The sequence below is a fragment of the Mogibacterium kristiansenii genome (assembly GCF_029224645.1).
In the GTDB taxonomy this organism is placed as follows: domain Bacteria; phylum Bacillota; class Clostridia; order Peptostreptococcales; family Anaerovoracaceae; genus Mogibacterium_A; species Mogibacterium_A kristiansenii.
In genome coordinates this window covers 48,187-73,318 of record NZ_JAQXUZ010000024.1, presented here as the reverse complement: position 1 = coordinate 73,318, position 25,132 = coordinate 48,187, and the positions used below count along the sequence as shown (strand labels likewise).

At 45.5% G+C, this 25,132-nt stretch carries 27 protein-coding genes; 24 read left to right on the top strand and 3 right to left on the bottom strand.

All coding sequences use genetic code 11. The annotated features are described in order from the left end of the window. Positions 1–30 precede the first annotated feature (30 nt). The 4 genes from PUE40_RS07645 (at position 31) to PUE40_RS07630 (ending at position 4,056) form a co-directional block, all read left to right on the top strand. Positions 31–354: a sigma-70 family RNA polymerase sigma factor gene (locus tag PUE40_RS07645; protein ID WP_277672403.1), complete on the top strand. Its 324-nt coding sequence runs from the start codon at positions 31–33 to the stop codon at positions 352–354. Then, on the top strand, positions 347–718 hold the full coding sequence (locus tag PUE40_RS07640; protein ID WP_277672402.1) for a type II toxin-antitoxin system PemK/MazF family toxin: 372 nt from the start codon (positions 347–349) through the stop codon (positions 716–718). Before PUE40_RS07645 ends, PUE40_RS07640 begins: the two co-directional genes overlap by 8 nt. Before the next feature lie 49 nt (positions 719–767). Then, the gene (locus tag PUE40_RS07635) at positions 768–2,534 is read left to right on the top strand and encodes a VaFE repeat-containing surface-anchored protein (protein ID WP_277672401.1); all 1,767 of its coding nucleotides are present in this window, start codon (positions 768–770) and stop codon (positions 2,532–2,534) included. A gap of 172 nt (positions 2,535–2,706) precedes the next feature. Beyond that, positions 2,707–4,056: an InlB B-repeat-containing protein gene (locus PUE40_RS07630; protein ID WP_277672400.1), complete on the top strand. Its 1,350-nt coding sequence runs from the start codon at positions 2,707–2,709 to the stop codon at positions 4,054–4,056. A 352-nt stretch (positions 4,057–4,408) separates the two neighbouring features. Here PUE40_RS07630 and PUE40_RS07625 read toward each other — a convergent pair whose 3' ends face one another. Beyond that, positions 4,409–4,894, bottom strand: coding sequence for an entericidin EcnA/B family protein (locus tag PUE40_RS07625; protein WP_154555013.1), 486 nt, complete (start codon positions 4,892–4,894; stop codon positions 4,409–4,411). A 158-nt stretch (positions 4,895–5,052) separates the two neighbouring features. Here PUE40_RS07625 and PUE40_RS07620 point away from each other — a divergent pair, with 158 nt between their 5' ends. From PUE40_RS07620 to PUE40_RS07610, 3 genes are read left to right on the top strand one after another with little or no spacing between them, the layout of a single operon-like run. After that, positions 5,053–5,727 (top strand): response regulator transcription factor, encoded by a 675-nt coding sequence (locus PUE40_RS07620; RefSeq protein WP_277672399.1) that lies wholly within the window; start codon positions 5,053–5,055, stop codon positions 5,725–5,727. Next, the gene (locus tag PUE40_RS07615) at positions 5,724–7,130 is read left to right on the top strand and encodes a sensor histidine kinase (RefSeq protein ID WP_277672398.1); all 1,407 of its coding nucleotides are present in this window, start codon (positions 5,724–5,726) and stop codon (positions 7,128–7,130) included. Before PUE40_RS07620 ends, PUE40_RS07615 begins: the two co-directional genes overlap by 4 nt. Next, complete coding sequence (locus PUE40_RS07610; protein WP_277672397.1) at positions 7,123–8,310, top strand: MATE family efflux transporter; 1,188 nt, start codon at positions 7,123–7,125, stop codon at positions 8,308–8,310. Before PUE40_RS07615 ends, PUE40_RS07610 begins: the two co-directional genes overlap by 8 nt. Positions 8,311–8,315: 5 nt before the next feature. Here PUE40_RS07610 and PUE40_RS07605 read toward each other — a convergent pair whose 3' ends face one another. Next, positions 8,316–8,912: an ATP-binding protein gene (locus PUE40_RS07605; RefSeq protein WP_277672396.1), complete on the bottom strand. Its 597-nt coding sequence runs from the start codon at positions 8,910–8,912 to the stop codon at positions 8,316–8,318. Positions 8,913–9,014: 102 nt separating this feature from the next. Between PUE40_RS07605 and PUE40_RS07600 the strand changes: the two genes are divergently transcribed. Further along, positions 9,015–9,686 (top strand): Crp/Fnr family transcriptional regulator, encoded by a 672-nt coding sequence (locus PUE40_RS07600; RefSeq protein ID WP_277672395.1) that lies wholly within the window; start codon positions 9,015–9,017, stop codon positions 9,684–9,686. Positions 9,687–9,698: 12 nt separating this feature from the next. On the opposite strand, the gene PUE40_RS08250 is transcribed toward PUE40_RS07600, so the two are convergent. Further along, positions 9,699–10,280, bottom strand: coding sequence for a hypothetical protein (locus PUE40_RS08250; protein ID WP_330681559.1), 582 nt, complete (start codon positions 10,278–10,280; stop codon positions 9,699–9,701). Between the two features lie 277 nt (positions 10,281–10,557). Between PUE40_RS08250 and PUE40_RS07590 the strand changes: the two genes are divergently transcribed. From PUE40_RS07590 to PUE40_RS07515, 16 genes are all read left to right on the top strand, one after another. Next, the gene (locus PUE40_RS07590) at positions 10,558–10,818 is read left to right on the top strand and encodes a DUF6110 family protein (RefSeq protein WP_277672394.1); all 261 of its coding nucleotides are present in this window, start codon (positions 10,558–10,560) and stop codon (positions 10,816–10,818) included. A 410-nt stretch (positions 10,819–11,228) separates the two neighbouring features. Continuing rightward, on the top strand, positions 11,229–12,023 hold the full coding sequence (locus PUE40_RS07585) for a MerR family transcriptional regulator (protein ID WP_277672393.1): 795 nt from the start codon (positions 11,229–11,231) through the stop codon (positions 12,021–12,023). Between the two features lie 256 nt (positions 12,024–12,279). After that, positions 12,280–13,641: an ATP-binding protein gene (locus PUE40_RS07580; RefSeq protein ID WP_277672392.1), complete on the top strand. Its 1,362-nt coding sequence runs from the start codon at positions 12,280–12,282 to the stop codon at positions 13,639–13,641. Positions 13,642–13,658: 17 nt separating this feature from the next. Then, a complete protein-coding gene (locus PUE40_RS07575) occupies positions 13,659–14,972 on the top strand; it encodes a M18 family aminopeptidase (protein ID WP_277672391.1) in 1,314 nt (437 codons plus the stop codon). A gap of 121 nt (positions 14,973–15,093) precedes the next feature. Next, positions 15,094–16,296, top strand: a complete 1,203-nt coding sequence (locus PUE40_RS07570) for a coenzyme F420-0:L-glutamate ligase (RefSeq protein WP_154555024.1) — start codon at positions 15,094–15,096, stop codon at positions 16,294–16,296. A 30-nt stretch (positions 16,297–16,326) separates the two neighbouring features. Continuing rightward, positions 16,327–16,935 carry an MATE family efflux transporter gene (locus tag PUE40_RS07565; protein WP_330681558.1) on the top strand — a complete coding sequence of 203 codons (609 nt, stop codon included), beginning with the start codon at positions 16,327–16,329 and terminating at the stop codon, positions 16,933–16,935. Further along, entirely contained in the window at positions 16,901–17,128 is a 228-nt protein-coding gene (locus PUE40_RS07560) for a hypothetical protein (protein WP_330681557.1), read from the top strand. Before PUE40_RS07565 ends, PUE40_RS07560 begins: the two co-directional genes overlap by 35 nt. Positions 17,129–17,393: 265 nt before the next feature. Beyond that, positions 17,394–18,203, top strand: coding sequence for an aminotransferase class IV (locus PUE40_RS07555; protein WP_277672390.1), 810 nt, complete (start codon positions 17,394–17,396; stop codon positions 18,201–18,203). Between the two features lie 33 nt (positions 18,204–18,236). Next, positions 18,237–18,689, top strand: coding sequence for a C-GCAxxG-C-C family protein (locus PUE40_RS07550; protein WP_154554434.1), 453 nt, complete (start codon positions 18,237–18,239; stop codon positions 18,687–18,689). A 116-nt stretch (positions 18,690–18,805) separates the two neighbouring features. After that, positions 18,806–19,960 (top strand): double-cubane-cluster-containing anaerobic reductase, encoded by a 1,155-nt coding sequence (locus PUE40_RS07545; protein ID WP_154554435.1) that lies wholly within the window; start codon positions 18,806–18,808, stop codon positions 19,958–19,960. Positions 19,961–20,019: 59 nt separating this feature from the next. Then, positions 20,020–20,772, top strand: coding sequence for an acyl-CoA dehydratase activase (locus PUE40_RS07540; RefSeq protein ID WP_154554436.1), 753 nt, complete (start codon positions 20,020–20,022; stop codon positions 20,770–20,772). A gap of 236 nt (positions 20,773–21,008) precedes the next feature. Beyond that, positions 21,009–21,740 (top strand): CpsB/CapC family capsule biosynthesis tyrosine phosphatase, encoded by a 732-nt coding sequence (locus tag PUE40_RS07535; RefSeq protein WP_277672389.1) that lies wholly within the window; start codon positions 21,009–21,011, stop codon positions 21,738–21,740. A 44-nt stretch (positions 21,741–21,784) separates the two neighbouring features. Next, positions 21,785–22,807 (top strand): LCP family protein, encoded by a 1,023-nt coding sequence (locus tag PUE40_RS07530; RefSeq protein WP_277672388.1) that lies wholly within the window; start codon positions 21,785–21,787, stop codon positions 22,805–22,807. A gap of 63 nt (positions 22,808–22,870) precedes the next feature. Next, positions 22,871–23,674, top strand: a complete 804-nt coding sequence (locus PUE40_RS07525) for a YveK family protein (RefSeq protein ID WP_277672387.1) — start codon at positions 22,871–22,873, stop codon at positions 23,672–23,674. Next, positions 23,675–24,382 (top strand): CpsD/CapB family tyrosine-protein kinase, encoded by a 708-nt coding sequence (locus tag PUE40_RS07520; protein ID WP_277672386.1) that lies wholly within the window; start codon positions 23,675–23,677, stop codon positions 24,380–24,382. Beyond that, positions 24,330–25,016 carry a hypothetical protein gene (locus tag PUE40_RS07515; protein ID WP_206157328.1) on the top strand — a complete coding sequence of 229 codons (687 nt, stop codon included), beginning with the start codon at positions 24,330–24,332 and terminating at the stop codon, positions 25,014–25,016. The genes PUE40_RS07520 and PUE40_RS07515 overlap by 53 nt, the downstream gene beginning before the upstream one ends. Positions 25,017–25,132: the final 116 nt, after the last annotated feature.

Here is a 25,132-nt window from a genome sequence, read left to right as displayed (position 1 = left end):
TTCTTCTTTTATGTATCAAGGAGGACAAAAATGACAAAGGATAACAATTATAGTGTCGAACCTGTATGGGATGAGAATGATGATTTAGCAGAGATGATGGATGCTGTACTTAGAGCTCCAGGATTGAGAAATGCCTACCTTCCCAATCCGGATTGCAGCTGGGCAATGTTTATCGGAGATAAAGATATGGAAGAAGGCATCAATTCCCTGCCCCCTTTAGAGCAGGAGATTCTTAAGCTGTTTTTTCTTGAAGGACTGCCGCTTATGGATATTGCTTCGAGACTGGATATTTCAACAGGGCTTGTACACGGTCACATCAAATCCATGAAAGTGAGATTGAGATGCTATGTATAAGGAAAGACCGTACAAGGTGCGGCAAGGTGAAATCTACTATGTGGATTTCCCGGAAAGCCGCGGCAGCGTACAGAAAGGTATACGCCCGGTAATAATTATACAGAACAACAGGCTTAACAGAAATTCAACCACATTTGTATGTGCTCTGATAACCAGTCAGATAAAAAGACTGGATCTTCATGAGCATGTACTTTTGCCGGAGATGAAGGGTCTTCCCAAAAGGTCGATGGTTATGGCAGAGCAGCAGGCAACTGTTGCTCTTGAGCAGCTGATAGACTACCGGGGCAGGGTTGACTGGGAGATATTCAAAAAGATTAACAGTGCAGTACGCATCTGCGAGAAGACAAAGAAAGAACAGTACTAATATGTAAATTCGCATAATCACCGAAAATGCAGGTTTAACAGAAAAGGCCATGTGGGATATTCTATCTGTATCACATGGCCATGTGAGGTTTGCAGTAGACGTAACCTCATATAACTGCAAGGTGAAAAACGAACAGACTGCGGATGTGGCTGTTACGGAAATTCCCAAAAACAACCCTGTAAGCCTGATGCGTCAGAAGGGCGATAAGGAAACAGGAAAGGCTGAGCCCCAGGGCGGAGCGACGCTGGAAGGCGCAGTATATGAGATTAAATACTTTAAGCACAAGGACGGCAGTACTTCCCTTGACAGAACCTGGAGAGTGGTTACTGATGATGAAGGAAAGGCAAACCTTTCAGAAGAATATCTTGATAAGAGCTTTGAAAACTCCAAGTTTTATCTGGACAGCAAAGGCAGCATCTGTCTGCCTCTCGGCACAGTGACAATCCAGGAAGTAAAGGCACCTGAAGGATATCTTCTCAACGACAAAATCTACACTGATGAGATTGCAGAAGGAAATGAAACAGTTGAAACTGTAAGCACATTCAATGCTCCTGTTATCGGTTCGAATGAAGAGGTGGCTGAGCAGGTTAAGCGCGGAGACATCCAGTTTGTGAAAGTAAAGGATGGGGTAATGAGCAGGCTCCCGAATGTCCAGTTTAGAATCACATCAAAGACCACAGGTGAAAGTCACGTTGTATGCACAGACGATAACGGAATGATTGACACTTCTGCCGGCTTTAACTCACATAAGAATGACACTAACGGAGGAACAGCTGAAAGCGGAATCTGGTTTGGTGAGATGGATGCAATAGTTGATGAAAAAGGTGCCCTTATCTATGACTTCTACTACCTTAACGAGCTTAGAGGTGAATCAAACGAAGGCCTTAAGCTTGCAAAGGACATAGAGTTCAGAGTTTACAGAGACAAGGCAGTAATAAACCTTGGAACAGTAACTGACGATGTGGTAAGCATCGGTACCACTGCAAAGGACAGTGACACTGAAAATCACATCTCCCTTGCAGATAACAAGGTTACAATCATCGATACAGTTAAATACAAGAACTTCACTCCCGGCAAAGCATGCAGACTCGTTGGAACCCTCATGGATAAGGAAACAGGAGAGCCGGTAATGGTAAGCGGTAAGCCGGTAACCTCGGAAAAGGAGTTTACTGTAGGAGATGAAGACGGAACAGTAGATGTTATCTTCACCTTTGACGGAAGCAGCCTTTCAGGAACCGATGTAGTTGTATTTGAAAAGACATACGACATCGAAACCGATACTGAAATCACAAGCCATGAAGACATCAATGACGAAGGACAGACGGTATCTATCCCTAAGATTGGTACAAAGGCAGCAGCAGCTGATGGCAAAACCAATGTGATTAAGCCTGAAAAGAATCAGAAGATCGTTGATACAGTAGCATATGAAAATCTTATTGCCGGAGAGGAATACGAGCTTACAACATGGCTCACAAAGGACGGAAAGAAGATCTGGGGAACCGAGGTCACAAAGAAGTTTACTGCAAAAGAAGCAGAGGGAACTGTAACAGCAGAGCTTACCTTTGATGCTTCAAAGCACGGAGGTGAAGACATCACAGTCTTTGAGGAAGTAAGCCTTGACCACAGGCTTGTTGCAGAGCATAAGGATAAGGATGATAAGGATCAGACGGTTACAGTAAGTAAGCCTGCACTTGATTCTCCAAAGACAGGAGATGAAAGCTCTCTTCTCATCTGGATTGCCATAGCAGCCATTGCAGCAGGTCTTGGCGGGTTTATTACTGCACGTGAAGTGAGAAAGAGAAAGGACAGAGACTAACCTTTAAGTGGGACATGTGCCCACATACATTTATTTGTGAATTGGCAATTTACAAATTGAAAAAAGTGTGAATCTGTGATAAAATTGGTCAAATACCATACTGAATCCGGGAGGTAACCGGTATAATCCCGGCCTGAGAATACATTATTCTAAAATGAAACGAGGGAAGAAAATGAAGAAAAGATTATTTAGCATAGTGCTTACCCTTTGCATGGTACTGGCACTGATGCCGCAGATGGTGTTTGCAGAAGACATAAGCGGAGTCCATAATGAAAATGTGACCGTTAATAGCGGTGATATAATTTCCGGCGGCACATTCAATGGACAAGTGGAAAACGAAGGGACTATTAACGGTGGCATCTTCAATGGAACTGTAAATAATCCACTAGGGACAATCACTAATGGGATATTCAATGGTGAGGTAACAAATTTAATGAATGGTACAATTAGCGGCGGTACGTTCAAAGACCAAGTAACTAACCGCGGGGGAGGTCGTATCTCTGGCGGAACATTTAATGGAGCGGTAAATAATATTGATGGAGTTATTATTGGTGGAACCTTCAATCAAACGGTATACATCGATAATATTGCCAAGATTGAAGGCGGTGTCTTCTACGGAGGTATTTCGGGTGATGGCGACATAAATAGCAGTTGTTGCTCCGTAACCTTTAAGAATGAAGGTAGCGATTACGCAGTTGAGGTAGTGAAGAACGGCAGCAAGGCGGCTGTGCCTGATGAGCCAACAAAAGACGGCTATAAATTCACAGGCTGGTATACAGACAAAGCGCTCAACAATCTGTACAATTTTGATATGCCCGTTAACGATGAACTTATTCTCTATGCTGGATGGAAAGAAGAAAAAATCACCTTGACTGTGCCTTTCACCACTACAGTTGAGGTGAGCGGAAATGCTTCACCGGGTGAGACAACCTTTAACCTCGAGGTTGTAGATTCCCAGGGAAATGAACTGCAGCCGAATGATTACAATGTGAAAATTACCGCATCTGTTGAAACAGATGGTGCAGGAGACTATAACGGTAATTTAACTTTCACAGGAACAGCGTCAGCGATTTTGAGAATGTTTGATAAAGAACGTGATGAATACGGATATATATATGTTAAGCAGGCGGGTGTAAATGATTCGAACTGGGATGTTGATGAAGCAGCATGGGGGCTTTTCCATAGAAGTGTTGTTGAATTAAGTGACGAAGAAGTAGAACCTTCCCCTATCTGTATTTTCCCTGCAGTAAAAGACGGTACATCATACCATGTAGAATATGGTGAAAATGGTGTAGACAAAATGACGTTCGTCAACAAATATGCCAGCTCGGCGGTCGATTCTTCAGGTTCTGAGGGCACAACAAACGGAGAGGCCGACAAGGACTCAAAGGCTGACGCTGAAGATTCAGCCAAGACCGGTGACGATACTAACTTGGCTCTGTGGCTGGCACTGATGCTTCTTGCCGGAGCAGGCATAACAGGCACTACCATATACACAAGAAGAAAAAGAACAAATGAATAAAATAAAATCTTAAATGAAATATCAAACAGGAACGGTAACGTATTTTACGAAGCCGTTCCTTTTTCATTTGAAGAAAGTAACCGGTAAACCACCCGTGCCTTTACAAACAAAGAACAAAAGAAAACGAGGAACCTCTTGCGAGAATTCCTCGTTCTTTGTTTTCTGTATTTCAACCAGGCCAGCATCGCTGCTGGCAAGGCTATTTCATCTCGGCAATCCGCTTTTTGCATTCTTCCGGAAGCTTCTCCGACCATGGAAGCAGGTCCTCCAGGAAATCCAGATTCGTATCATCCATGTGTTTCGGAATCTCGGTCAGCAGATATGGGATGGTTGTGTCCGCCCCCCCTCTCAGTTAATCATCGATACCGTATTTGTTTTCCAGTGCGTCTTCTGCCAATTCCAGCTTATCTTCCAGTTTTTCAATCGCACGTTCTCTCGCTTTGTATGTCTCGAAGCTAATCTCTTTCATCTGGTACGCATACTCAAATTCATCGTCAAGCTTATCCAGTTCGTCATCAACTGCGTCTATCTGTTTTTTTAAAGTGAAGAAACGTTTGTGATTCTCAGATGAATTTGAAGATGTTTTTGCGTTGTTTACTTTCTTTGTTATTTTACGGATATCTTTTTCATAAGAAGAGAAATCATAATCCGCTGCATTCGCATTCTCTGCTGTGCTTTCTTTATTATTGACGTTACCCTCATCATCATCGGTGTTTGCTGTTGTAACTTCCTGTGTTTTCGTTTCTGTATTATCTGCAGATTCATTAGTGGATGAGGTGCATCCTGTAACGGCAAATATAAATGTGAGGGATAACAAAACTACTAATAATCTTTTCATAACATGTACTCCTTTCGTCTTTCTTTGAGGTGCTTTTGTTGTTATATGCATTATATGATGGAAAGATTAAAGAATGATTAAAGCAAAAAAATTTTTCAAAAAATGTAAAAAAAAGTACTCTAGCACCTGAAAACGATTGGTATTATAATGATTGCGTTATGAGATTACTGATTGTAGAAGACGAAAATGATTTAAGAAATATTGTCAAAAAAAGACTCGTCAAGGAACATTACAGTGTAGATGCCTGCAGGGATGGTCTGGAAGCGATGGATTATATCGATATGACTTCCTACGATGGGATTATTCTTGATATCATGTTGCCGGGAAAGGATGGATATGAAATCTTAAGGGAATTAAGGCAACGAGAAGATGACACACCGATTCTGTTACTGACAGCAAAAGACAGCATTGAAGACCGCGTCAAAGGACTGGATCTTGGTGCGGATGATTACCTGATCAAACCGTTTGCATTTGAAGAACTGCTTGCAAGAATCCGTGTCATGATGCGCAGAAAGCCACAATTTACATCCAACCAATTAAAAATAGCAGATCTTATTCTGGATCGTGACACAAGAAAGGTTACAAGAGCCGGAAATGAAATTGATCTTTCTGCGAAAGAATTTATGGTTTTGGAATGCCTTATGCGCAATAAAAATATCGTAATGACAAGACAGCAGATTGAACAGAATGCGTGGGACTTTGATTTTGAAGGTGGTTCCAATGTAATCGACGTATACATTCGCTATTTGCGAAAAAAAATCGATGCGCAATATGAACCAAAACTCATCCACACTGTTCGCGGTGTCGGATATGTAATGAAGGAAAACGAATGAAACAGATGACGATCAAGAAAAAAATTACGCTATGGTACACCGGAATCATCGCCGTAATTTTAGGGACTATTTTAGTTCTTGTTCTTCTTTTTGTGGATAAAGTTGGAATTTCTGCGACAGAAGAAGAAGTCAGTGCCGCAGTGACCGGTTTCTCTTCAAATATTAATTTTCAGGATGATTCCTTTTATCTTGACGGGGATACCGAGTTTTACGATGACGGTATTATGTTCTGCATTTACGACAAAAATGGACGATTAGTTTATGGGACGATTCCAAGTCAATTTCCCCCGAAAACGATCCTCAAGTCGAATACCCCGCGAATGATAAACGGACCAAATCGAAAATGGATGGTATATGACAGCGTTTACGCTTACGGCGACAATGAGGAACTGTGGGTACGCGGAATTACCTCCGTACACTCTGTAGAACTTTTCATGCAGACATCCGAGAAAATGCTGTTAATCGTATTTCCGTTACTCATTGTTCTGATTGGGGCAATCGGATATTTTATGATTAAGCGGGCATTGAGACAGGTAGACCTTATCTGCGATGAAGTTGAAAATATCAGCAATGGAAAAGATCTTTCCAAACGATTGTCTCTTCCAAAAGCAAAAGATGAATTATACGAATTGTCGGAGAAATTTAACGAAATGTTCGAGCGATTGGAGCTTTCCTTTGAAAAGGAGCGTCAATTCACATCAGATGTGTCCCATGAACTGCGGACTCCCGTTGCTGTTATCATTTCCCAGTGCGAGTACTTATTGGAAAACGAAAACTTAGCTGCGGAAGAAAAGGAAGAGATTGCAGTCATCTTAAAGCAGGCAAAACGAATGTCAAAACTGACAAGCGAAATGTTAATGATTGCCAGAAACGAACAGGATGAACAGCATTTGATGGAAAAACTGGATTTTGGATTATTAAGTGAACTTGTAATAGAAGAACTGCAGACAAAAGCTCGGGAAAAAAATATTGAGATCAGCCTCCAAAAGCAGGACGACCTTTTTATGAACGGTGACCAGACATTGCTTTTGCGTATGATGATGAATTTAATAAACAATGCCATCAATTACGGAAAAACAAATGGACATATCAGTGTTATCTTGAAGGCCGAAAATGACCGGATCGTCGGTGAAGTGAAAGATGATGGCATTGGAATAAGTGAGGAACACTTGGATAAAATCTGGGAGCGTTTCTATCGCATAGACAAAAGCCGTTCCAGAGAAAATGGCGGTACCGGACTCGGCCTTTCCATGGTGCGCTGGATTGTAAGCCTCCACAATGGAACCATTCACGTCGAAAGTATCGAAGGTGTCGGAACGAGTTTTATTTTCCGATTTCCGAAAATACAAGGCTGCGGTAATCTTAAAAGAATTCAGAAACAGAAAGAAGATTTCAATGGATAAAACAGAATTGTTCGAGAAAATGCCGGTACGAATTGCGGTAAGAAAGCAAATTGTACCGGCAATCATAAGCCAAATGGTAACACTCATATACAATTTGGCAGACACGTATTTCGTAGGGCTTTTGAACGATCCGGCACAGACGGCGGCGGTAGCGGTGGCAGCCCCTATTTTTTTGATGCTCACGGCAATCTCGAATCTTTTCGGCGTGGGCGGTGCAAGTACCTTTGCACAGGCGCTGGGCAGAAAAGAGAATAGAACGGCATCGCAGATATCGTCCATCGCATTCTGGTTTGGTCTGCTGGCATCGGTTCTGTTTGCGTTTTTCGTACTTATTTTTATGAGACCGATTCTGATGGTCTGCGGAGCAACAACCGAAATATATGAATTGGTGCGCAGTTACGTGATGTGGACGGTCATCATCGGCGGGCCGGGGACGGTTCTGAACATCCTGCTGGCGAATCTGATCCGCGGAGAGGGCAGTGCGGGAATTGCCTCCTTCGGAGTATCCGCCGGAGGATTCTTGAACATCCTGCTGGATCCGTTTTTCGTCCTTCCGCAGTTTCTGAACATGGGGGCTGCCGGAGCCGGACTTGCAACCGCGATTTCAAACCTTGCCACAACCCTGTTTTTTCTTGGTTATGTTTTTAGCAGTAAAAACAAGACGCTGCTGTCCGTTTCTCCGTCGCATTTGAGATATACGCGGGAACGTATCGGACTGATCCTCTCCATCGGTTTTCCGTCTGCGGTGCAGTATGCGCTGACAGTGGTTGCGGTTGCAGCGATTACAAAGTTTGTGTCCGGCTACGACACGGCGGCGGTGGCGGGTTTCGGCATCACAAAGAAAATCGATCAGCTGCCGCTGTATTTTTCCATCGGTGTAGCAAACGGCCTGCTGCCGCTATTGGCATACAACTATGCGGCCGGCAACCGAGAACGGCAGAGGCGGGCGTTTCAATACGGCTGCGGGATTGCAGTGGGATTTTCCGTACTGTGCCTGATCGTCTATGAAGCGTTTGCGCCGAATATCGCCGCCATCTTCATCAAGGATGCGGATACGATAGACTATGCAGCCGCATTCCTAAGACGGATGGTGGTGGCCATGCCGGTGGTGGACATGATTTCCCTGCTGGCCGCTGTGTATTTCTATACGAGGATTATTGGATTCCGGCGTTCACTCTGATTCGGTTAGTTCAGGATTTTTCCGTCAATGCTTATGGTGACAACCTGCCACGGAATGAATTTTCCGCTGTTTTGAAGCGCTCTTTTTACGGCCGTCTCAAGACCGCCGCAGCATGGAACTTCCATTCTGACGATGGTGACGCTTTGAATGTTGTTGCTTTGAATAATCGCCGTCAGCTTCTCGCTATAGTCCACCTGATCTAACTTCGGACAGCCGATTAATGTCACCCTGTTCCGGATAAAATCCCGATGGAAGCTTGCATACGCGTAAGCCGTGCAATCGGCGGCAATCAGAAGGTTGGCGCCGTCGAAATACGGTGCGTTAATCGGTGCCAGCTTAATCTGTACCGGCCAGTTCGGACGCTTTGGCATCTGAGCGGCTTTCACTGCTTCTTCGTCGTATTCCGGTGCTTCCCGCTCTTCAAAGGAAATGGCGCCGGTAGGACATTCCGGGAGGCAATCCCCCAGACCGTCGCAGAAATGCTCTCGTACCAGTTTGGCTTTTCCGTCAATCATATCAATGGCACCCTCGTGACAGGCGACAGCACAAGCGCCACAGCCGTTGCATTTTTCTTTATCAATTCGAATAATCTTTCGTATCATTTTTAGTACCTCCGTTCATCGCATTTCATGTTTATTTCTGTTAGGATTATAGTATTATAGATATAACTTGTATGTTTGATTTCCAACAGGAGGAATACTTTTTTGGAGAAATACTTACCGATTCTAAGAGTCAGTCCTTTCTTTAAAGGGCTTTCAGATAGCGAGATTTTGTCCGTACTTCACTGCGTCAATGCCGCAACGATTTCCAAGAAACGGAATTCCTATATTCTCAGAGCGGGAGATTCTACGGAAGTGATGGGACTTGTGGTGTCCGGCAGCGTTCTGGTGATTCAGGAAGATCTGTGGGGTCATCGGAATATTCTGTCTAAATGTTGTGCCGGAGATTTTTTTGCTGAACCCTATGCTGCAAGCCCGGGGTCGATACTGAATATCAGCGTGATTGCGGATGAGGATTGCGAGATTCTTTATTTGAATGTGCAGCGGCTCATGGTTTCCTGTCCGGCGGCCTGCGAACATCATCAGAAATTAATCCGAAATCTGGTTCGCGTACTGGCAAATAAACTGCTGGTTTTCAACGATAAAATCACGCATGTGGGCAAACGCACGACTCGGGATAAGCTTCTGTCGTATCTGTCCGCAGAGTCCGTTCGGCAGTCATCTTTGAGCTTCGATATTCCTTTTAATCGGCAGCAGCTGGCGGATTACCTTTGCATCGATCGTGCGGCAATGTCCGCGGAATTATCAAAGCTGCAAAAGGAAGGTCTGATAAAAACAAACCGAAACCACTTTGAGTTGACCGTATGCAATCAATAAGAATTGAAAGGTCTACTCTGCATTTTTAAGGGCTTCATCCATTGGAATCCGGCGGATTCTGCGGTATTCCAGAAGGGATACAACCGCATATGTGCCGATTCCGATGAGGAACATTTTCAGGTAGATCTTCGGGTCGATCCACAGAGCAATCCAGCCGGAAACGCTGGACAGCATCATCTCCCGGAACACCACACCCATAATCGCTTTCTCAATCGGCAAGCTCAGCAGGAGGCAGATTATAACCACAATCGTTGTGGACCAAATGTACAATTTGCCGATTTCACCGTTTGTATAAAGGCTATAGCTTCCGTAATACATGGAAGCACATACATTTTTCATTACCGTGTATCCCAGAATATTACCGACAATTGCGCCAATCAGGGTGACGATAATCGGAAGTGCCATGTATTGCCGGATGAGTTCTTTTTTGACCCGGAAATTCCCGTCTTCAATATTGTACTTCTCAAAACCCTCATTGTAGGCCTGAAGCATACTGACGTCTGCCACGAGAAATCCGGACACAACCCGATGGTGCTGATCATTAAAATCAAGACCACCAGATATTTTCCGAATCCCCTTTATCTCTAAAAACATCGCACTGCTCCTCCCCGGCGAGTTAAATACATCGAACTCTCTTTATAATAAATATTAGACTTTACTAACCAGAATGCCAATGCGTTTTTAGCTGTAAAAGAATATTTTTTTGTACACAAATTCCGGCGTTTCGGAGTTTTTCGCTATGCAATACGTTTTGCAAAACAAAAGGAATCGTGGTATAAGATGTCTAATAAAAGTTAGTTTTTCCTAATCACATTAACGCACGATGCGGTTAGAGCATCTAACATTAATTCTGTGTTAGGAGAAAAAGATTATGGATTTGAAGAAAATTGGTTTATTTGCCGGTGGGGTGTTGTTCGGAACGGCCGGAATCAAGTCACTGAGCAGCAAGGATGCGAAAAAAGCATACACACAGACCACAGCGGCTGCATTGAGAGTAAAGGACAGCGTGATGAATACGGTAACCGCTGTGCGGGAGAATGCAGATGATATCTATGCCGGCGCTCAGGCGATTAATGAACAGCGTGCCGGGGAAGAATGCTCCGAAAAAGCGGAGGGAAGCGAGGCGGAGTAACGCATGAAATGTACGATTTTACATGATTTGCCCGGGCGGCTTCGAGTCCATCTGTGCTGCAGCCGACAACTTCGGCACTGCTGCACAATGGATCTACGCTGGGCATCAGCCTGAAGAATATGAACAATCTGTTAGTAGAAGGTGAAACCGCTCAAAGTAAATAGATGAACAGGAGAGCAGAGGGACAAAGGATTGTTTCTCTGCTCTTTCCAACTCTTGCAGGCAGACGGCATTTTCACTCACATGATGCAGCTCAAGAAAGAGAGTCAAAATTGGACGTTTCGACGGGCGTGAAACTCTTTTTACAAAAAAGACAATAATTGACAGGAATCTCTTGACTCGTAAGCAACTTTTGGGTTTACAGTATACTCAGATTAGAGGATAATGCTTATGAGAAGGAGGATGAATATATGCGTACCGGCGAAGTTGAGAAGCTTACCGAGGTTAAGGAAGCGAACATCAAATTCTACGAGCGAGAGGGATTGATAAAGCCTCGGCGAAATGAGAATGGGTACAGGGATTTTTCGGATGAGGATGTGAAGATAATTAACCGGATTAAGACGCTTCGAATGCTTGACGTTCCGATTCCGGAGATAAAAAAACTCTTTGATGGAGATGTTCAGTTAGAAGCGGTTTTGGAGGAACGCCTGAGTGAGATGAACCTTCAGGCGAAGGTATTGGATAACCGGATGGAGTCTTGCCGGAGAATTATAAAAGAAGGTATGGAGCTTGCCGACATTTCACCGGAGGTTCTTTCGGGAAATCGAGAGGAATGGTCGGAAAAGCTGCGGCATATCGTCGATGAGGATATTGATAAACGCTTTATTCTAAAAGGCGTTGCTTTTACCGCAGCGTTTGCCGTTGGTGTTAAATTTACGGTGGTGGTGCTAACCATGGGTGGGTTCTCGCAGCAAGACACAGTGTTCTGTTTTTTTGGCGGAATGCTGGCGATTTTATGCGGATTTGTGTATATTTTTGCGGAAGCCTTGACCAAGCAGGATTTCTTGTATGCGTGGGGCAAGAACTGGGGAGGGTCCGGAATGGGCGGACTGGCCAATTCGTATTCGATTCTCGGCATCGGGGTTGGTTTGGCCGGAACCACGTGGCCGCTCTGGGGCGGCCTGCTGATTGCGTGCATTGCCCTTTCTGTGATTATCCGAATGGTGCTGATGCATGTAATAAAAGAAGCAGAGCGTCAGAAATGAAAGCACGGCAAATGAATATGATGAGAAGGAGGCGACCGGGTCAATGTCATTAACTTAAGGTGACAGAAATAAGGGTTCTATATCATAAGTGATGTAGGGCTCTTTTTTTCGTAGAATGAGGAATAATGTTACAAAACGCATTGAAGAATATCGGAAAAATGTTGCATGTTCTGCCGCGAAATGAAGAATAATGTTACAAAATACATTGAAAAGTGTCGGAAAAATGTTACAATTCTAGTATCGGGAGGTCTGTGAGATGCTAGAAAGGAACATTACGGAGAAATTAATCTCGTGGAAAAATCAAAAAAATAAGAAAGCACTTTGCATTATTGGTGCGAGGCAGATTGGAAAGACGACGACAATTCGAGAGTTTGCGAAGGAACAATATGAATATTTTGTCGAAATTAACTTTATACTGGATAAAGGCGCGGAGAAGATTTTTGAAGGAAAACTGGATGCAGATACGATTATTGAGAATCTCACGGCATTTAAGCTGCAGGAATTAAAGCCGGGAAAGACACTGATTTTCCTGGATGAGATTCAGGAATGTCCGAATGCGAGATGCGCCATTAAATTTCTTGTGGAAGATGGCAGATTTGATTATGTAGAATCCGGGTCGCTGTTGGGAGTTCGGTACAAAGAAGTACCATCATATGCCGTGGGATTTGAAGAAATCGTATATATGTATCCGATGAACCTCAAGGAATACTTTATTGCGAATGGCGTGCAGAAATCGACGTTCGAGATATTACAAGCATGCTATGAAAAGCACGAACCGGTTCCACAGACGATACATGAAACATTGTTGAAGTTGTTTGCGACCTATATCGTTGTAGGAGGGATGCCGGACGTTGTGCAGACCTATGTGAACTCACATGACATCGGAAAAGTAATTCAGCTCCAGAGAAGCATTTTAGAATTATACAGACAAGATATCTCCAAGTACTCATCTGATACAGAAAAGATAAAAATTAAAGCTATTTTTGATAGCATTGCTTCACAATTAGACGATAAGAACAGGAGATTTTTTCTGAATCGGATTGATAAAAATGCAAGAATGAATCGGTATGAGGATTCAATCCTATGGCTGAGTGATGCAGGTGTTGCACTTCCATCCTATAATGTGACAGAACCTCAACCTCCACTGCAGCTTAATGTAAAGAGAAATTTGTTCAAATTGTTTATGGGAGATACAGGTCTTCTGTGTGCTTCTTGTATGGAGAACGTACAGTTTGAATTATTGCAGGGAAACATGGACGTGAATATGGGAAGTATTCTGGAAAATGTATTCGCACAGATGATAAAGGCGAATGGATTCTCTCTGACATATTTTGAATCAAAGAAGTATGGAGAATTGGATTTTGTGATTCAGAATGGGATGAAAATCGATCTTCTTGAAATTAAATCCGGAAATGATTATCAACGGCACTTGGCACTGGATAAAGTTGCTGCTGTAGGGAATTGGAATTTTGGTAGAAAGATTGTATTTTGCAAAGGAAATGTAACGAAAGAATCAGGGATTGAATATTTCCCATGGTATATGAGTATGTTTTATCAGCCGGAGAAAGAGCCGAAGAAGTATATATACGAGGTTGATTTATCCGGATTACAACAATAGAAATAAAGAGGTCTGCAATGAAAAAAAGTATTATATCGGAACTTACTGCATTTATCGAACACGCACCCACGGCATTTCATGCGGTGGCGGAATTAAAGAATTTCCTGAATCGAGACGGGTTCGAAGAACTGCATGAATCCGAGCGGTGGGAGATTGACCCCGGGAAAAAATATTACGTCACAAGAAATAATTCCAGCATCATCGCGGTCAAAGTCGGAACCGACTTGGATGATTACAGTTTCCATGTGACCGCATCCCACAGCGATTCCCCCTCTTTTAAGCTGAAAGAAAATGCGGAGATTGAAATCGCAAAAAGATATACGATGCTGAACACCGAAGGGTATGGCGGAATGATTTGTTCCACCTGGTTTGACCGGCCCCTTTCCCTTGCGGGAAAAGTAATGGTAAAAAACGGAAATCGATTAGAGACTCACTTGGTGAAAGTGGATCGAGATCTTCTGATGATTCCAAGCCTGGCCATTCATATGGATCGAAAAATCAATGAAGGCCGGCCTCTCAACAAGCAGGTGGACATGCTGCCCATATTATCCGGCAGCGTGAAGGGACCGGGTGCCGTTAAAAAACTGATTGCGGAAGAGCTGGGCGTATCGGAAGAGAACATCTACGGGATGGATTTGTTTTTATACAACCGAATGGAAGCGGTACGATGGGGACACGACGATGAATTCATCGGATGCCCGAGACTGGATGACTTGCAATGTGCTTTTACCTCTATGAAGGGATTCCTGACGGCAGAGAACAATCGGAATATCAATGTCTATGCCTGCTTCGACAACGAAGAGGTGGGATCGGGCACAAAACAGGGAGCAGCGTCCACATTCCTTTATGATGTTCTGTGGCGGATGAACAAAGCGCTGGGCAAGGACGAAGAAGAATTCCGCCGTGCCGTGGCGAGCAGCTTTATGCTGAGCTGCGATAACGCCCACGCGGTACATCCGAATTATCGGCAGAAGAGCGATGAAACGAACTGCGTCTACATGAACGAGGGCATTGTGATCAAATCCCACGCCGGGCAAAAATACACCAGCGATGCGGTCAGCGTGGCGATTTTCAAGATGATTTGCGAAAAAGCAGAGGTGCCGGTGCAGTTTTTCTCCAATCGGTCGGACGAAGCGGGTGGCAGCACTCTGGGCAACATTGCCATGTCCCAGGTGTCCATGAATACCGTGGATATCGGATTGCCGCAGCTTGCCATGCATTCGGCGTACGAGACGGCGGGGGTGAAGGATATGGAGTATATGGTAAAAGCAGTGACGGAATTCTACGCATCGAATATCCGGGGGGATTCCGACGGAAATTTTCGGATTTAGCGGCGGATTGATTTTCTTGTTTACAACGAATAAACGTATAAGGTATACTTATTTTGTTATGTTCATTGATTTATTAAGAGATGAGCTTGCATATTCTATGTACAATTTAATGGAGGCTTAGATGAAAGCAGAAAGACGTGTAGGTACGGTTTCCCGTGGAATCCGGTGTCCGATTTTCCGTGAAGGAGATAATCTGGCAGAGCAGGTTGTGGAAAGTGTTCTGGAGGCAGCGGAATCCGATGGGTTCGAGATTCTGGACAGAGATGTAATCGGTATTACCGAGTCTGTGGTTGCCAGATGTCAGGGAAACTATGCTAGTGTGAACGACATTGCAGAGGATGTAAAGAACAAGCTGGGTGGAGAGACCATCGGAATCGTATGGCCGATTCTTTCCAGAAACAGATTCTCCATCTGCCTGAAGGGCATGGCAATGGGCGCCAAGAAGGTTGTTGTAATGCTCAGCTATCCGTCCGATGAAGTGGGCAATGCACTGCTTACCATCGATCAGGTGGTGGATGCGGGAATCAATCCGTATTCCGATGTGCTGGATGAGAAGAAATACAGAGAACTGTTCGGCGTGAACAAGCATCAGTTCACAGGCGTGGATTATGTGGAGTTCTACAGTGAAATTATTCGGGAAGCCGGTGCTGAGGCGGAGATTGTTTTCTCCAACAAGCCGGAGACGATTCTCGAGTACACGAACAATGTCATCAATTGCGACATTCATACCCGATTCAGAACCAGAAATAAGCTGAAGGATCTGGGCGCAAATGTTTACGGCATGGATGAGATTCTGAATGCACCGGTAAACGGAAGCGGCTTCAACGAAGAGTACGGCCTTCTGGGAACCAACAAATCCACCGACGACCGCGTAAAGCTCTTCCCGAGAGATTGTCAGCCTTTTGTGGATGAGGTTCAGGCCATCATGAAGAAGAAAACCGGAAAGCAGGTGGAAGTTCTGGTATACGGAGATGGCGCTTTCAAAGATCCGGTGGGCAAAATCTGGGAACTGGCGGATCCGGTGGTTTCGCCGGCATATACGGAAGGCCTGAACGGAACACCGAATGAGCTGAAGCTGAAGTATCTGGCCGATAACGAATATTCGGATCTTACCGGAGATGAGCTGAAAGAAGCGATTAAGCAGGCCATCAGCGATAAGCCGGAGGAGAGCCTTGTGGGAAACATGGCATCGGAAGGCACCACGCCGAGAAGGCTCACCGATCTGATCGGTTCGCTTTGCGACTTGACATCGGGATCCGGAGATAAGGGAACACCGGTAATTCACATTCAGGGATACTTTGATAATTACACCACCGGAATGTAAAGGAAAAAGAGCGGAACGGAGGTTTGGAGGATGAGTAACAGGCGAAACTTCTTTTATTATGTGATCCCCTCCGTGTTGTCCTTCGCACTCTCCGGAATTTACGCCATTGTGGACGGTTTTTTTGTGGGCAATTCCATCGGGGATGCGGGGCTTTCCGCAATCAATATCGCGTATCCGATTACTGCGGTGCTGGTTGCCACCGGAACCGGAATCGGCATGGGCGGTGCTGTCAAATACTCCATACTGAACGCCGGCGGGCACGAAGAAAGGGCGCGGGATTACGCCGCCGAGGCGATATGGATGATGCTGTTGTTCAGCGTGCTCCTTACCGGATCTTTCTACGTGTTGTCGGAACGGCTTCTTTCCGCGCTGGGGGCATACGGCGAGCTGCTGGTCCTGGGAAAAGAGTACACGACGGTAATCATCCTGGGAACCGTGCTGCAGGTATTCGGCACCGGAATGGTTCCTTTTATGAGAAATTACGGCGGCGCGATGTGGGCCATGATCGCTATGATGTGCGGTTTTGCCACCAATGTGATATTGGATTACATCCTCGTATGGGTGCTGAACCGGGGAATGACCGGTGCGGCCCTTGCGACGGTGAATGAACGACAAACTGAACATCCCGCACTGCATTAAGAACTACGGCGGCGACAGCTATCCGACCGAACAGGGCTTCGTACCGGAAGATGTATTCCTGGAAAGACTCCCGGAAATCGCTGCAAACGCAATTCTGGATGCCTGCACCGGTTCCAACCCGAGACAGCCGAGTCAGGAAGACATGGAAAAACTGCTGAAGTGTTGCTACTACGACACCGAAGTAGATTTCTAGAATGCGTTGTATAATTCGAGACAACTTAATTCAAAATAGTCACTAGAAGAAAAGGACCTCCGCATTTCAATCCAATGCGGAGGTCCTTTTTTCTATACACATAAAACAAAATGCACTCGCCCCGGGTCGAACCGATCTTCCTGAGGGCGGACGTTTTCCGGCTTTACCCCGATAATATCACAGATGACAAATTTTTGAAATATACGAGCGAATAGGCTATAATGATAAAGTTCGAGAAAAAAATATTCAGAGAGAAGATTGCATTATGAATAAAAGAAATATTGTTATTGTAAATGGAAATTTATGCGATGCGTCAGAGTACGATGCCCTGATTAATTCCCAGGAAGCGTATGCGTACGAAGTGATTCGGGTTATTGGGGGAAAACCGCTTTTCTTGGAGGATCACCTGGAGAGGCTGAAGAATACCCTGGCGGGAATCGGGATGCAATGTAATTTTACGGCGGAGTCGCTTCGGGCGGATTTCGGACGCCTTTGCACGGCAAACGGTGTTTCGTCGGATAACGTGAAAATCATCATTTGGGAGGACACGGTGTGCATGATGTTCACCGGGGCCACCTATCCCAGTGAAGAGATGTATCGTGATGGCGTGGGCGTAGGGGTTCTGGCGGCGGTTCGGGAGAACCCACAGGTGAAGATCAGCAACTTCTGGCTGCGGGAATTCGCCAATCGCATGATTGCGGAGAACGGGTTTTTCGAGGTGATGCTGGCCAATCGGAAGGATTGCATCACGGAAGGCAGCCGATCCAATATGTTCTTCATTAAAGACGGCGTTGTGGTGACCAGTCCGGCCGAGAGCGTTCTTCTTGGAATTACTCGTAAAAGAATCATTTTGGTGTGCGAGGAGCACCGGGTGCCCATCGAATATCGGGAGATTTCGCGGAAGGAACTGGGGGATTTCGATGCGGCGTTTATCAGCGGAACGTCGCCGAATGTACTGCCGATTCGCTTTGTGAAGGATGAGAATCGGATGATAGAATATGATGTGAATGATGCAACTCTGAGACGCGTGATGGCGCTGTACGACTCGGAGATTGCCGGATACCTTGGATGTTAAGAAAGCTGTTTTTAGAGAGTACAGGAGGACGTTATGAATAAGGCAGACCGAGCGGAAGAATTATTCCGCAAAGGATACAACTGCAGCCAATCGGTATTTGTGGCTTTTGCAGAGGAACTTGGAATGAGTGAGGAAGAGGCGGCGAGAATGGCATCTCCCTTCGGTGCGGGTTTCGGCAAGCTCCGGGAAGTGTGCGGGGCCGTCTCCGGAATGACGATGGCAGCCGGTGTTCTTCGGGGATACTCCGACCCGGCAGATGCGCAAGGGAAAAAAGCACTGTATGCGCTGGTGCAGAAGATGTGCCGGGAATTTGAGGAGAAAGAGGGATCCCTCATCTGCCGCGAGCTGCTGGGACTGAAGAAGGGACAGGATTTGGAGGAGCCGGCGGTGAGAACCGAGGAGTATTACCGGAGCCGCCCTTGCGTGGGCGCCTGCCGCACTGCGGCGGAAATCGCAGAGAAATATTTGCAGAAAGAGAATGGTTAAGATACAAAAAATTAATCTAAGCACACATTTATATTGAAATCGTGAATTTGACTTCACTTTTTTCGGCGATTACAATGATCGGGGAATTTGTATCATCTGAGAAAGGATTGAATAATATGCCTAATTTAGAATTACCGAAGTCATTTGACGAATTTGTGGATGCGAGAAAAGCCGGCTTCATTCACGTAAAAGATTACGTGGAAAACGGCGGACATCTAGTCGGAATCTTCTGTTCCTACACTCCGCTGGAACTGTTCGATGCGGCCGGCGTATGTGCGATTGGTCTGTGCGGAACCAGCAATGAGCCGATTGCGGATGCGGAGAAGGTGCTTCCGAAGAATCTATGTCCACTGATTAAAGCAAGCTACGGTTTTGCATATACGGACAAATGCCCGTATACCTACTTCTGCGACTTTATCGTTGGCGAAACCACCTGCGACGGGAAAAAGAAGATGTTTGAACTGCTCAACGACATCAAGGAAACCTACGTAATGCAGCTTCCGCAGGGTCAGAAGAGAGCGTATGCGAAGGATATCTGGTACGAAGAAGTCAAACTCCTGAAAGAAAAGCTGGAAGAAAAATACGGTGTGGAAATTACCGACGAAAAGCTGAGAGAGGCGGCCGGAAAGAGAAACGCCCTGAGAAGAACTCAGCTGGAGCTGTACGCACTTCAGGGAATGAATCCGCCGGCATTGAAATCCACCGAGGTGATGTCCACCCTCGCTCAGGGACTCTTTCACTTCGGCGTGGATGCACAGCATGCAACTTACCGGGCAAGGGTCGATGCGGCAAAAGCAGCATATGAAGCGGGAGAAAGACCGGTTTCCGAGAAGGCCAAGAGAATTCTCCTGACCGGCTGTCCATCCACCGGTGTTATTCAAAAGGTGGGCGTTACCATTGAGAACAACGGCGGCGTAATCGTCTGTCTGGACGACTGCGGCGGTGAACGTACCACAAAGATGATGGTAGACGAGGATGCGGACGATATTCTGAGAGCGATTTCGGACCGTTATCTGGAAATCCATTGTTCCGTTATGACCACCAATGAGGGCCGTATCGAGAACACAAAGGAAATGTGCAAGAAGTATAACGTGGACGGCGTGGTAGAACTGGTACTTCAGGCGTGCCACACCTTCAACGTGGAAGCAACCCGTATGCAGGAGATGTGCGACGAAGAAGGAATTCCGTATATGAAGCTGGAAACGGATTACTCCACAACCGACAGCGGTCAGATTGAAACAAGACTTGCAGCGTTCCTGGAAATGTTATAGACTTTCAATAGCATCACAAAGAGCAAGATTTCTCTTGCTCTTTTCTATAGGAGAAAAATATGTATCAAGTAGGAATAGATATCGGCTCCAGTGCCGCCAAGGTGGCTGTAATCAAGGATGACGAAGTGGCAAAAACAATGCTGCTGGACACCGGGTTCAGCAGCCGAAAGGTGGCAGACAAAATCTATGAGTCATTAGCGTCCGAAGGAATTACCAAGGACAATGCGAAATACGTGGCCACCGGATACGGCCGGGTTTCCGTTCCGTATGCGGACAATGTGGTAACGGAAATCACCTGTCACGGAAAAGGCGCAGACTACCTGTTCAAGGAAAACGGAACGGTAATCGATATCGGCGGACAGGACACCAAGGGAATTTCTCTTAAGAGAGGGCGCGTCATGAAATTTATCATGAACGACAAATGCTCCGCGGGGACCGGCAAATTCCTGGAGGTTATGACCGGCCGGCTGGGATTGACATTGGAAGAATTGTCGGATTTGGCAAGAGAAGGAAATGAGATTTCTATCAGCTCCATGTGCACCGTGTTTGCGGAATCGGAAGTGATCAGCTTGATTGGAAAGGGGACACCGAGAGCGGATATTGCGTTTGGCGTAATCGAATCCGTCATCAACAAGGTAGTAGCATTAATTGCCCAAGTGCCGGCGGATAAATACTTCCTCACCGGCGGACTGTGCGAGGATGACTATGTGCGGGAGCGCTTGGAGCTGGCATTAAATGCGCCGGTAAAGAGCACACCGCTGGCAAGATATGCCGGAGCCATCGGTGCTGCAATTCTGGCAGCGGAGGAATAACTGATTAAAACGGAAAAATGAAACCGGCATCTGAGGGGGATGCCGGTTTTGCATGAGAAAAAGCACAGATTTATCTTGTTAAATTAGCCTTTCTCTCTGTACAATAACAAAAAAATAACAAATAAACTACAGGTAGAATCCCTTGATACCATAGGTACATTGACATCATAAAGAATAGCATGTAAAATAAAAATACGAAAATGCATATGAATTTTCTTTGCAAAAAGGAGAGGGATATGATTGATTTTCATTGTCATGTTTTGATGGGCATTGATGATGGAAGCCGAAATTTGGAAACCTCCGCATCTATGTTGGAGGCATCGAAAACGCAAGGGGTGCAGCAGATTGTGTGTACACCCCATTTTGATGCGGCCAAAGATCGGATGGAAGAATTCCTGATAAACCGGGATCACGCATTTCAAGTACTTCAGAAATGGATCGATGCGTCGGACGCAGTTGACATTCGGCTATATCCGGCTGCAGAGGTCTTTTTTTTCCGCCACATGAGCGAAGTGAAGGATCTGAAGAAGCTGACCATCCGGGGTACAAACGTGTTGCTTTTGGAAATGCCCTTTGATATCTGGGAGGATTCCTACATAAGCGAGATTGAAGACCTGTGCCGCGAATATCGAGTGGTGCTGGTTCATTTAGAACGGTATATGAACTTCAAGAATCGAAAGTATATTCGAAAGGTAATTGAAATGACGCATCGGCTGCCGCTGTACGTTCAGATTAATTGTCGATCGGTTGCAGAAGGATTGATGCGAAAAAAACTCATCAAGATGTTTCGGAACGGAGAGGCTCATTTCCTAGGGAGTGATTCTCATAACATGACTCGCCGGCCGCCGAACATGGACAGCGGTATGAAGGCGTTGGAAGACAGCCTGGGAACGGCTTTTGTGAAACAGCTGAAAGCGCAGAATCGGAAGTTTCTTCAGGATGCTCGGGACGAAGGGCACGATAAGTAAGAAATAGAATAGAACAAACAGATATACAGGTATGGAGTGAGTGGATGAACGATAGGAACCGAAAGGCAAAATTAAACAAAAAATCCATGGTGATGATCGGCGCAGCATTTTTGATAGTTCTGGCGGTGGCCGCCCTTATGTACTATATGGATCACCGGTCCACCGGTACAAGCGAGGGCTCCGGCAAAAAGGTCTACACCATTGACGGGGAGGAATGTTACAAAAAACAGAACATCGAGACGTACCTGTTCCTCGGTGTGGACGCTGCCGGCGACAGTAAAAATACGAAGCAGAAAAAGAATCAATCCGTTCAGTGCGATTCCGTGATTCTTCTGGTAATCGATCGGGTGAACAAAAACTTTGCCATTCTGCCGTTAGATCGGGATGCGATGGTATCGTTGGAGATCCCGGACGAAGATGGAAACATACTGGGCGAGAATACCATGCAGCTGGCATTAGCCTATGCCTACGGAGACGGCAAAGAACAGAGCTGTGAGCTGGCCGAGGATGCGGTTTCCGGACTGCTGCACGACCAGCGCATAGATGGATACGTGTCTTTGAGCATGGACGCTATCGGCACGGTGAACCACCTGGTGGGCGGTGTGGATGTTACGGTAACGGATGATTTTGCCGGAGAGAGCGGCCTGGCAAGCGGTCAGACCGTACACCTGTCGGATGCTCAGGCGGAAACCTTTGTGCGCGGACGAAAGTCTGTCGGGGACGGCACCAACGAAAATCGAATGAACCGGCAGCAGACCTACATCGAGGCGCTGTATCCGGCGGTGATTGACCATGCAAAGCAAGACAATAATTTTGTTTCAAACGCCCGCAAAAAGTTGGACAAGTACATGGTCACGAATATGACGGATTCGGATTTCAGCAAGATTATCGAAGCACTTTCCTCCGATAAAAAAATAAACGTATCGGATATCAAGTATTCCCGTACAATCAACAAGGATACCGGTTATGCGGAAGTGGAATACGACGAGGGGAGTCTGGAGGGCGTGATTAAGAAACTTTTCTACGAACCGGTGGAAGAGTGGCCGGATGATTCGGACGAGAAATAATTTCAAAAGAAACGGAAAGAAAGATATTGAGAGAGAGCAGTTACGGAAGGAGTACACAGACAGATGACAGAGAAAACGATTGCGGAATCGTCGAGAAGGGGGAATGAGGTACGAGAAGATGAAATCGATCTTCTGATGTTGGCATCTCATTTCCTGGAACATGCGAAATTTATCATTGTAAGTTTATTTATCGGGGCATTCCTTTTCGGTGCCGTATCGATGTTTTTAATTCATCCGAAGTATGAATCTACGGCGAAGTTGTATATCATTTCCGCTTCCAAGGGTTCTATTGTGGATTTAACAGACTTGAATGTAGGTACTACTTTAACAGCGGATTACGAAGAACTGATTATTAGTGAACCGGTGGCGGAACAGGTTATTAAGAATCTGAAGCTGAAGGAAACTCCGGAAAAACTATTAAAGAAGATTTCCATCTCCAATCCGCAGGATACTCGTGTACTGTACATTACCGCTACAACGGAATCTCCGTCCGAGAGTATGAAGCTGGCCAATGAATTCATGGATGTCTCCTTGAAATACCTCCCGGATACCATGAGCACGAATCCGCCGAATGTGGCACAGCGTGCGAAGATGCCGGATAAGAAATCCGGACCGAGCAACAGCCGGAATACGCTGATTGGCGCGCTCCTTGGTTTTATCCTGGCATGCGGAATTCTGACCGTACAGTATCTGAAGGATGATACTATTCACTCGGCAGAGGAATTCGAAAACTACTTCGGAATTATGCCGATTGCATCCATTCCGGAAGGAAGCGGAGACCTGTTTGACAAGGAAGAAGAAGGCAAAAGGCGAGAAAAACGAAAGGGACGGAAACATCGTACGAAGAAAAATGGAGGTGCAAGATAAATGAAAAGTTTAAATATAGAATTACCGGCACTTCCGTACATGATGGAAGAAGCGTTTAAGAAGCTGAAAATCAATTTTCAGTTTGTGGGAAATGATACGAAGAAAATTCTGATTACCAGTAGCATTCCCAACGAGGGAAAAAGTTTTGTGGCGGTGCAGCTGTGGCAGATGCTGGCGGAATCCGGAAGCAAAACCCTGTTCCTGGATTTGGATATGAGAAATTCAGTGCTGATCAAGCGGCTGAATATGGAGTTTGAGGACGAGAATCCGTTGGGCATCGATTACTACCTTTCCGGACAGTGTGAATACGAGGACGTCATCTACAAGACCAACGTGGAGCACGGCGATTTCATTCCGTGCATCAACCTGTTGGAAAATCCGACATCGTTGATTGAGGACCATCGGTTTGAAGAGCTGCTGGATCGGCTCAGCAAGGAATATCGATATATTATCATCGACTCCGCTCCTTTGGTGGCGGCAGCGGATGCCAATGTCATTGCGACAATGAGCGATGGGGCGGTATTCGTGGTACGAAACGAATACACATCCCGGAAGTTAATTCGAACATCCATTCAGCAGCTGGAGCAGATTCACTGCAAATTGCTGGGGGTCGTATTGAATCGGGAATCCGTTTCGTCCAAGTCCTACGGGAAATATGGCTATTACGGTTATGATGGCTATTATGGAGGAGACCGGGAAGACAAATAGTGGATACGGTTATCAGATTACGTGGCGAATCGTTAATGATAATAATATAAAGAAAGGAGATTTTAGCTTGAAGAGACTTAAGTTAATTTTGTTAACGGCTATTCTTGCATTTACCATGGTAATGCCTTCGTTCGCTTTTGCGGCAGTGGACAGTCCGGCGAAGAACCCGACTTACACCGCAGTTGTAAAGGGTGCGAATTCCAAGACCTACGATGGAAAGTCTGCTGTAGTAAAGGTATACGTAATTACCGATGACGGTAGCGACAACATTAAGACGGAAGTAAAAACTATTACAACCCCTGTTAATGCCGGAACGTATAAATATACATTTAACGGCAAGACTGTGTATTACACCATCAAGCAGGCAAAGAACGTAGTATCTGTTACAAAGAACAAGACTTACACCAAGAAGCAGCTCAAAAAGAAGGGCAAGAGCTTCCAGATTAAGACGAAGAGCAAGAACAAGGGTAAGGTAACTTACAAGAGTTCTTCCAAGTATGTCAAGGTAAGCAAGAAGGGCAAAGTTACTATTTCCAAGAAGGCAAAGAAGGGTACTTACAAGATCAAGGTTACCGTTGCGGCAAAGGGCAACTACGGTAAGTGCGTAAAGTACATCAAGATTAGGGTAAAGTAATTATAAACAACCTTTTTACTTAAATACAGTTGCGAAATCTCCCCTCATTATTCTGGCCACGAAGAATATTCCGGGGGAGGTTTCGGCGGTTGTAATGAAATTTAAAAACAATAAAA

Bases quoted from the DNA above. Each gene is read 5' to 3' on its own strand.
- PUE40_RS07550 (WP_154554434.1), top strand. From the start codon at position 18,237: ATGAATAAGGCAGACCGAGCGGAAGAATTATTCCGCAAAGGATACAAC.
- PUE40_RS07525 (WP_277672387.1), top strand. From the start codon at position 22,871: ATGACAGAGAAAACGATTGCGGAATCGTCGAGAAGGGGGAATGAGGTA.
- PUE40_RS07625 (WP_154555013.1), bottom strand. From the start codon at position 4,894: ATGAAAAGATTATTAGTAGTTTTGTTATCCCTCACATTTATATTTGCC.
- PUE40_RS07540 (WP_154554436.1), top strand. From the start codon at position 20,020: ATGTATCAAGTAGGAATAGATATCGGCTCCAGTGCCGCCAAGGTGGCT.
- PUE40_RS07560 (WP_330681557.1), top strand. From the start codon at position 16,901: ATGAACGACAAACTGAACATCCCGCACTGCATTAAGAACTACGGCGGC.
- PUE40_RS07620 (WP_277672399.1), top strand. From the start codon at position 5,053: ATGAGATTACTGATTGTAGAAGACGAAAATGATTTAAGAAATATTGTC.
- PUE40_RS07615 (WP_277672398.1), top strand. From the start codon at position 5,724: ATGAAACAGATGACGATCAAGAAAAAAATTACGCTATGGTACACCGGA.
- PUE40_RS07555 (WP_277672390.1), top strand. From the start codon at position 17,394: ATGAATAAAAGAAATATTGTTATTGTAAATGGAAATTTATGCGATGCG.
- PUE40_RS07610 (WP_277672397.1), top strand. From the start codon at position 7,123: ATGGATAAAACAGAATTGTTCGAGAAAATGCCGGTACGAATTGCGGTA.
- PUE40_RS07565 (WP_330681558.1), top strand. From the start codon at position 16,327: ATGAGTAACAGGCGAAACTTCTTTTATTATGTGATCCCCTCCGTGTTG.
- PUE40_RS07580 (WP_277672392.1), top strand. From the start codon at position 12,280: ATGCTAGAAAGGAACATTACGGAGAAATTAATCTCGTGGAAAAATCAA.
- PUE40_RS07640 (WP_277672402.1), top strand. From the start codon at position 347: ATGTATAAGGAAAGACCGTACAAGGTGCGGCAAGGTGAAATCTACTAT.
- PUE40_RS07535 (WP_277672389.1), top strand. From the start codon at position 21,009: ATGATTGATTTTCATTGTCATGTTTTGATGGGCATTGATGATGGAAGC.
- PUE40_RS07515 (WP_206157328.1), top strand. From the start codon at position 24,330: ATGGCTATTACGGTTATGATGGCTATTATGGAGGAGACCGGGAAGACA.
- PUE40_RS07530 (WP_277672388.1), top strand. From the start codon at position 21,785: ATGAACGATAGGAACCGAAAGGCAAAATTAAACAAAAAATCCATGGTG.
- PUE40_RS07605 (WP_277672396.1), bottom strand. From the start codon at position 8,912: ATGATACGAAAGATTATTCGAATTGATAAAGAAAAATGCAACGGCTGT.
- PUE40_RS07575 (WP_277672391.1), top strand. From the start codon at position 13,659: ATGAAAAAAAGTATTATATCGGAACTTACTGCATTTATCGAACACGCA.
- PUE40_RS07545 (WP_154554435.1), top strand. From the start codon at position 18,806: ATGCCTAATTTAGAATTACCGAAGTCATTTGACGAATTTGTGGATGCG.
- PUE40_RS07520 (WP_277672386.1), top strand. From the start codon at position 23,675: ATGAAAAGTTTAAATATAGAATTACCGGCACTTCCGTACATGATGGAA.
- PUE40_RS07585 (WP_277672393.1), top strand. From the start codon at position 11,229: ATGCGTACCGGCGAAGTTGAGAAGCTTACCGAGGTTAAGGAAGCGAAC.
- PUE40_RS07645 (WP_277672403.1), top strand. From the start codon at position 31: ATGACAAAGGATAACAATTATAGTGTCGAACCTGTATGGGATGAGAAT.
- PUE40_RS07635 (WP_277672401.1), top strand. From the start codon at position 768: ATGTGGGATATTCTATCTGTATCACATGGCCATGTGAGGTTTGCAGTA.
- PUE40_RS08250 (WP_330681559.1), bottom strand. From the start codon at position 10,280: ATGTTTTTAGAGATAAAGGGGATTCGGAAAATATCTGGTGGTCTTGAT.
- PUE40_RS07570 (WP_154555024.1), top strand. From the start codon at position 15,094: ATGAAAGCAGAAAGACGTGTAGGTACGGTTTCCCGTGGAATCCGGTGT.
- PUE40_RS07590 (WP_277672394.1), top strand. From the start codon at position 10,558: ATGGATTTGAAGAAAATTGGTTTATTTGCCGGTGGGGTGTTGTTCGGA.
- PUE40_RS07630 (WP_277672400.1), top strand. From the start codon at position 2,707: ATGAAGAAAAGATTATTTAGCATAGTGCTTACCCTTTGCATGGTACTG.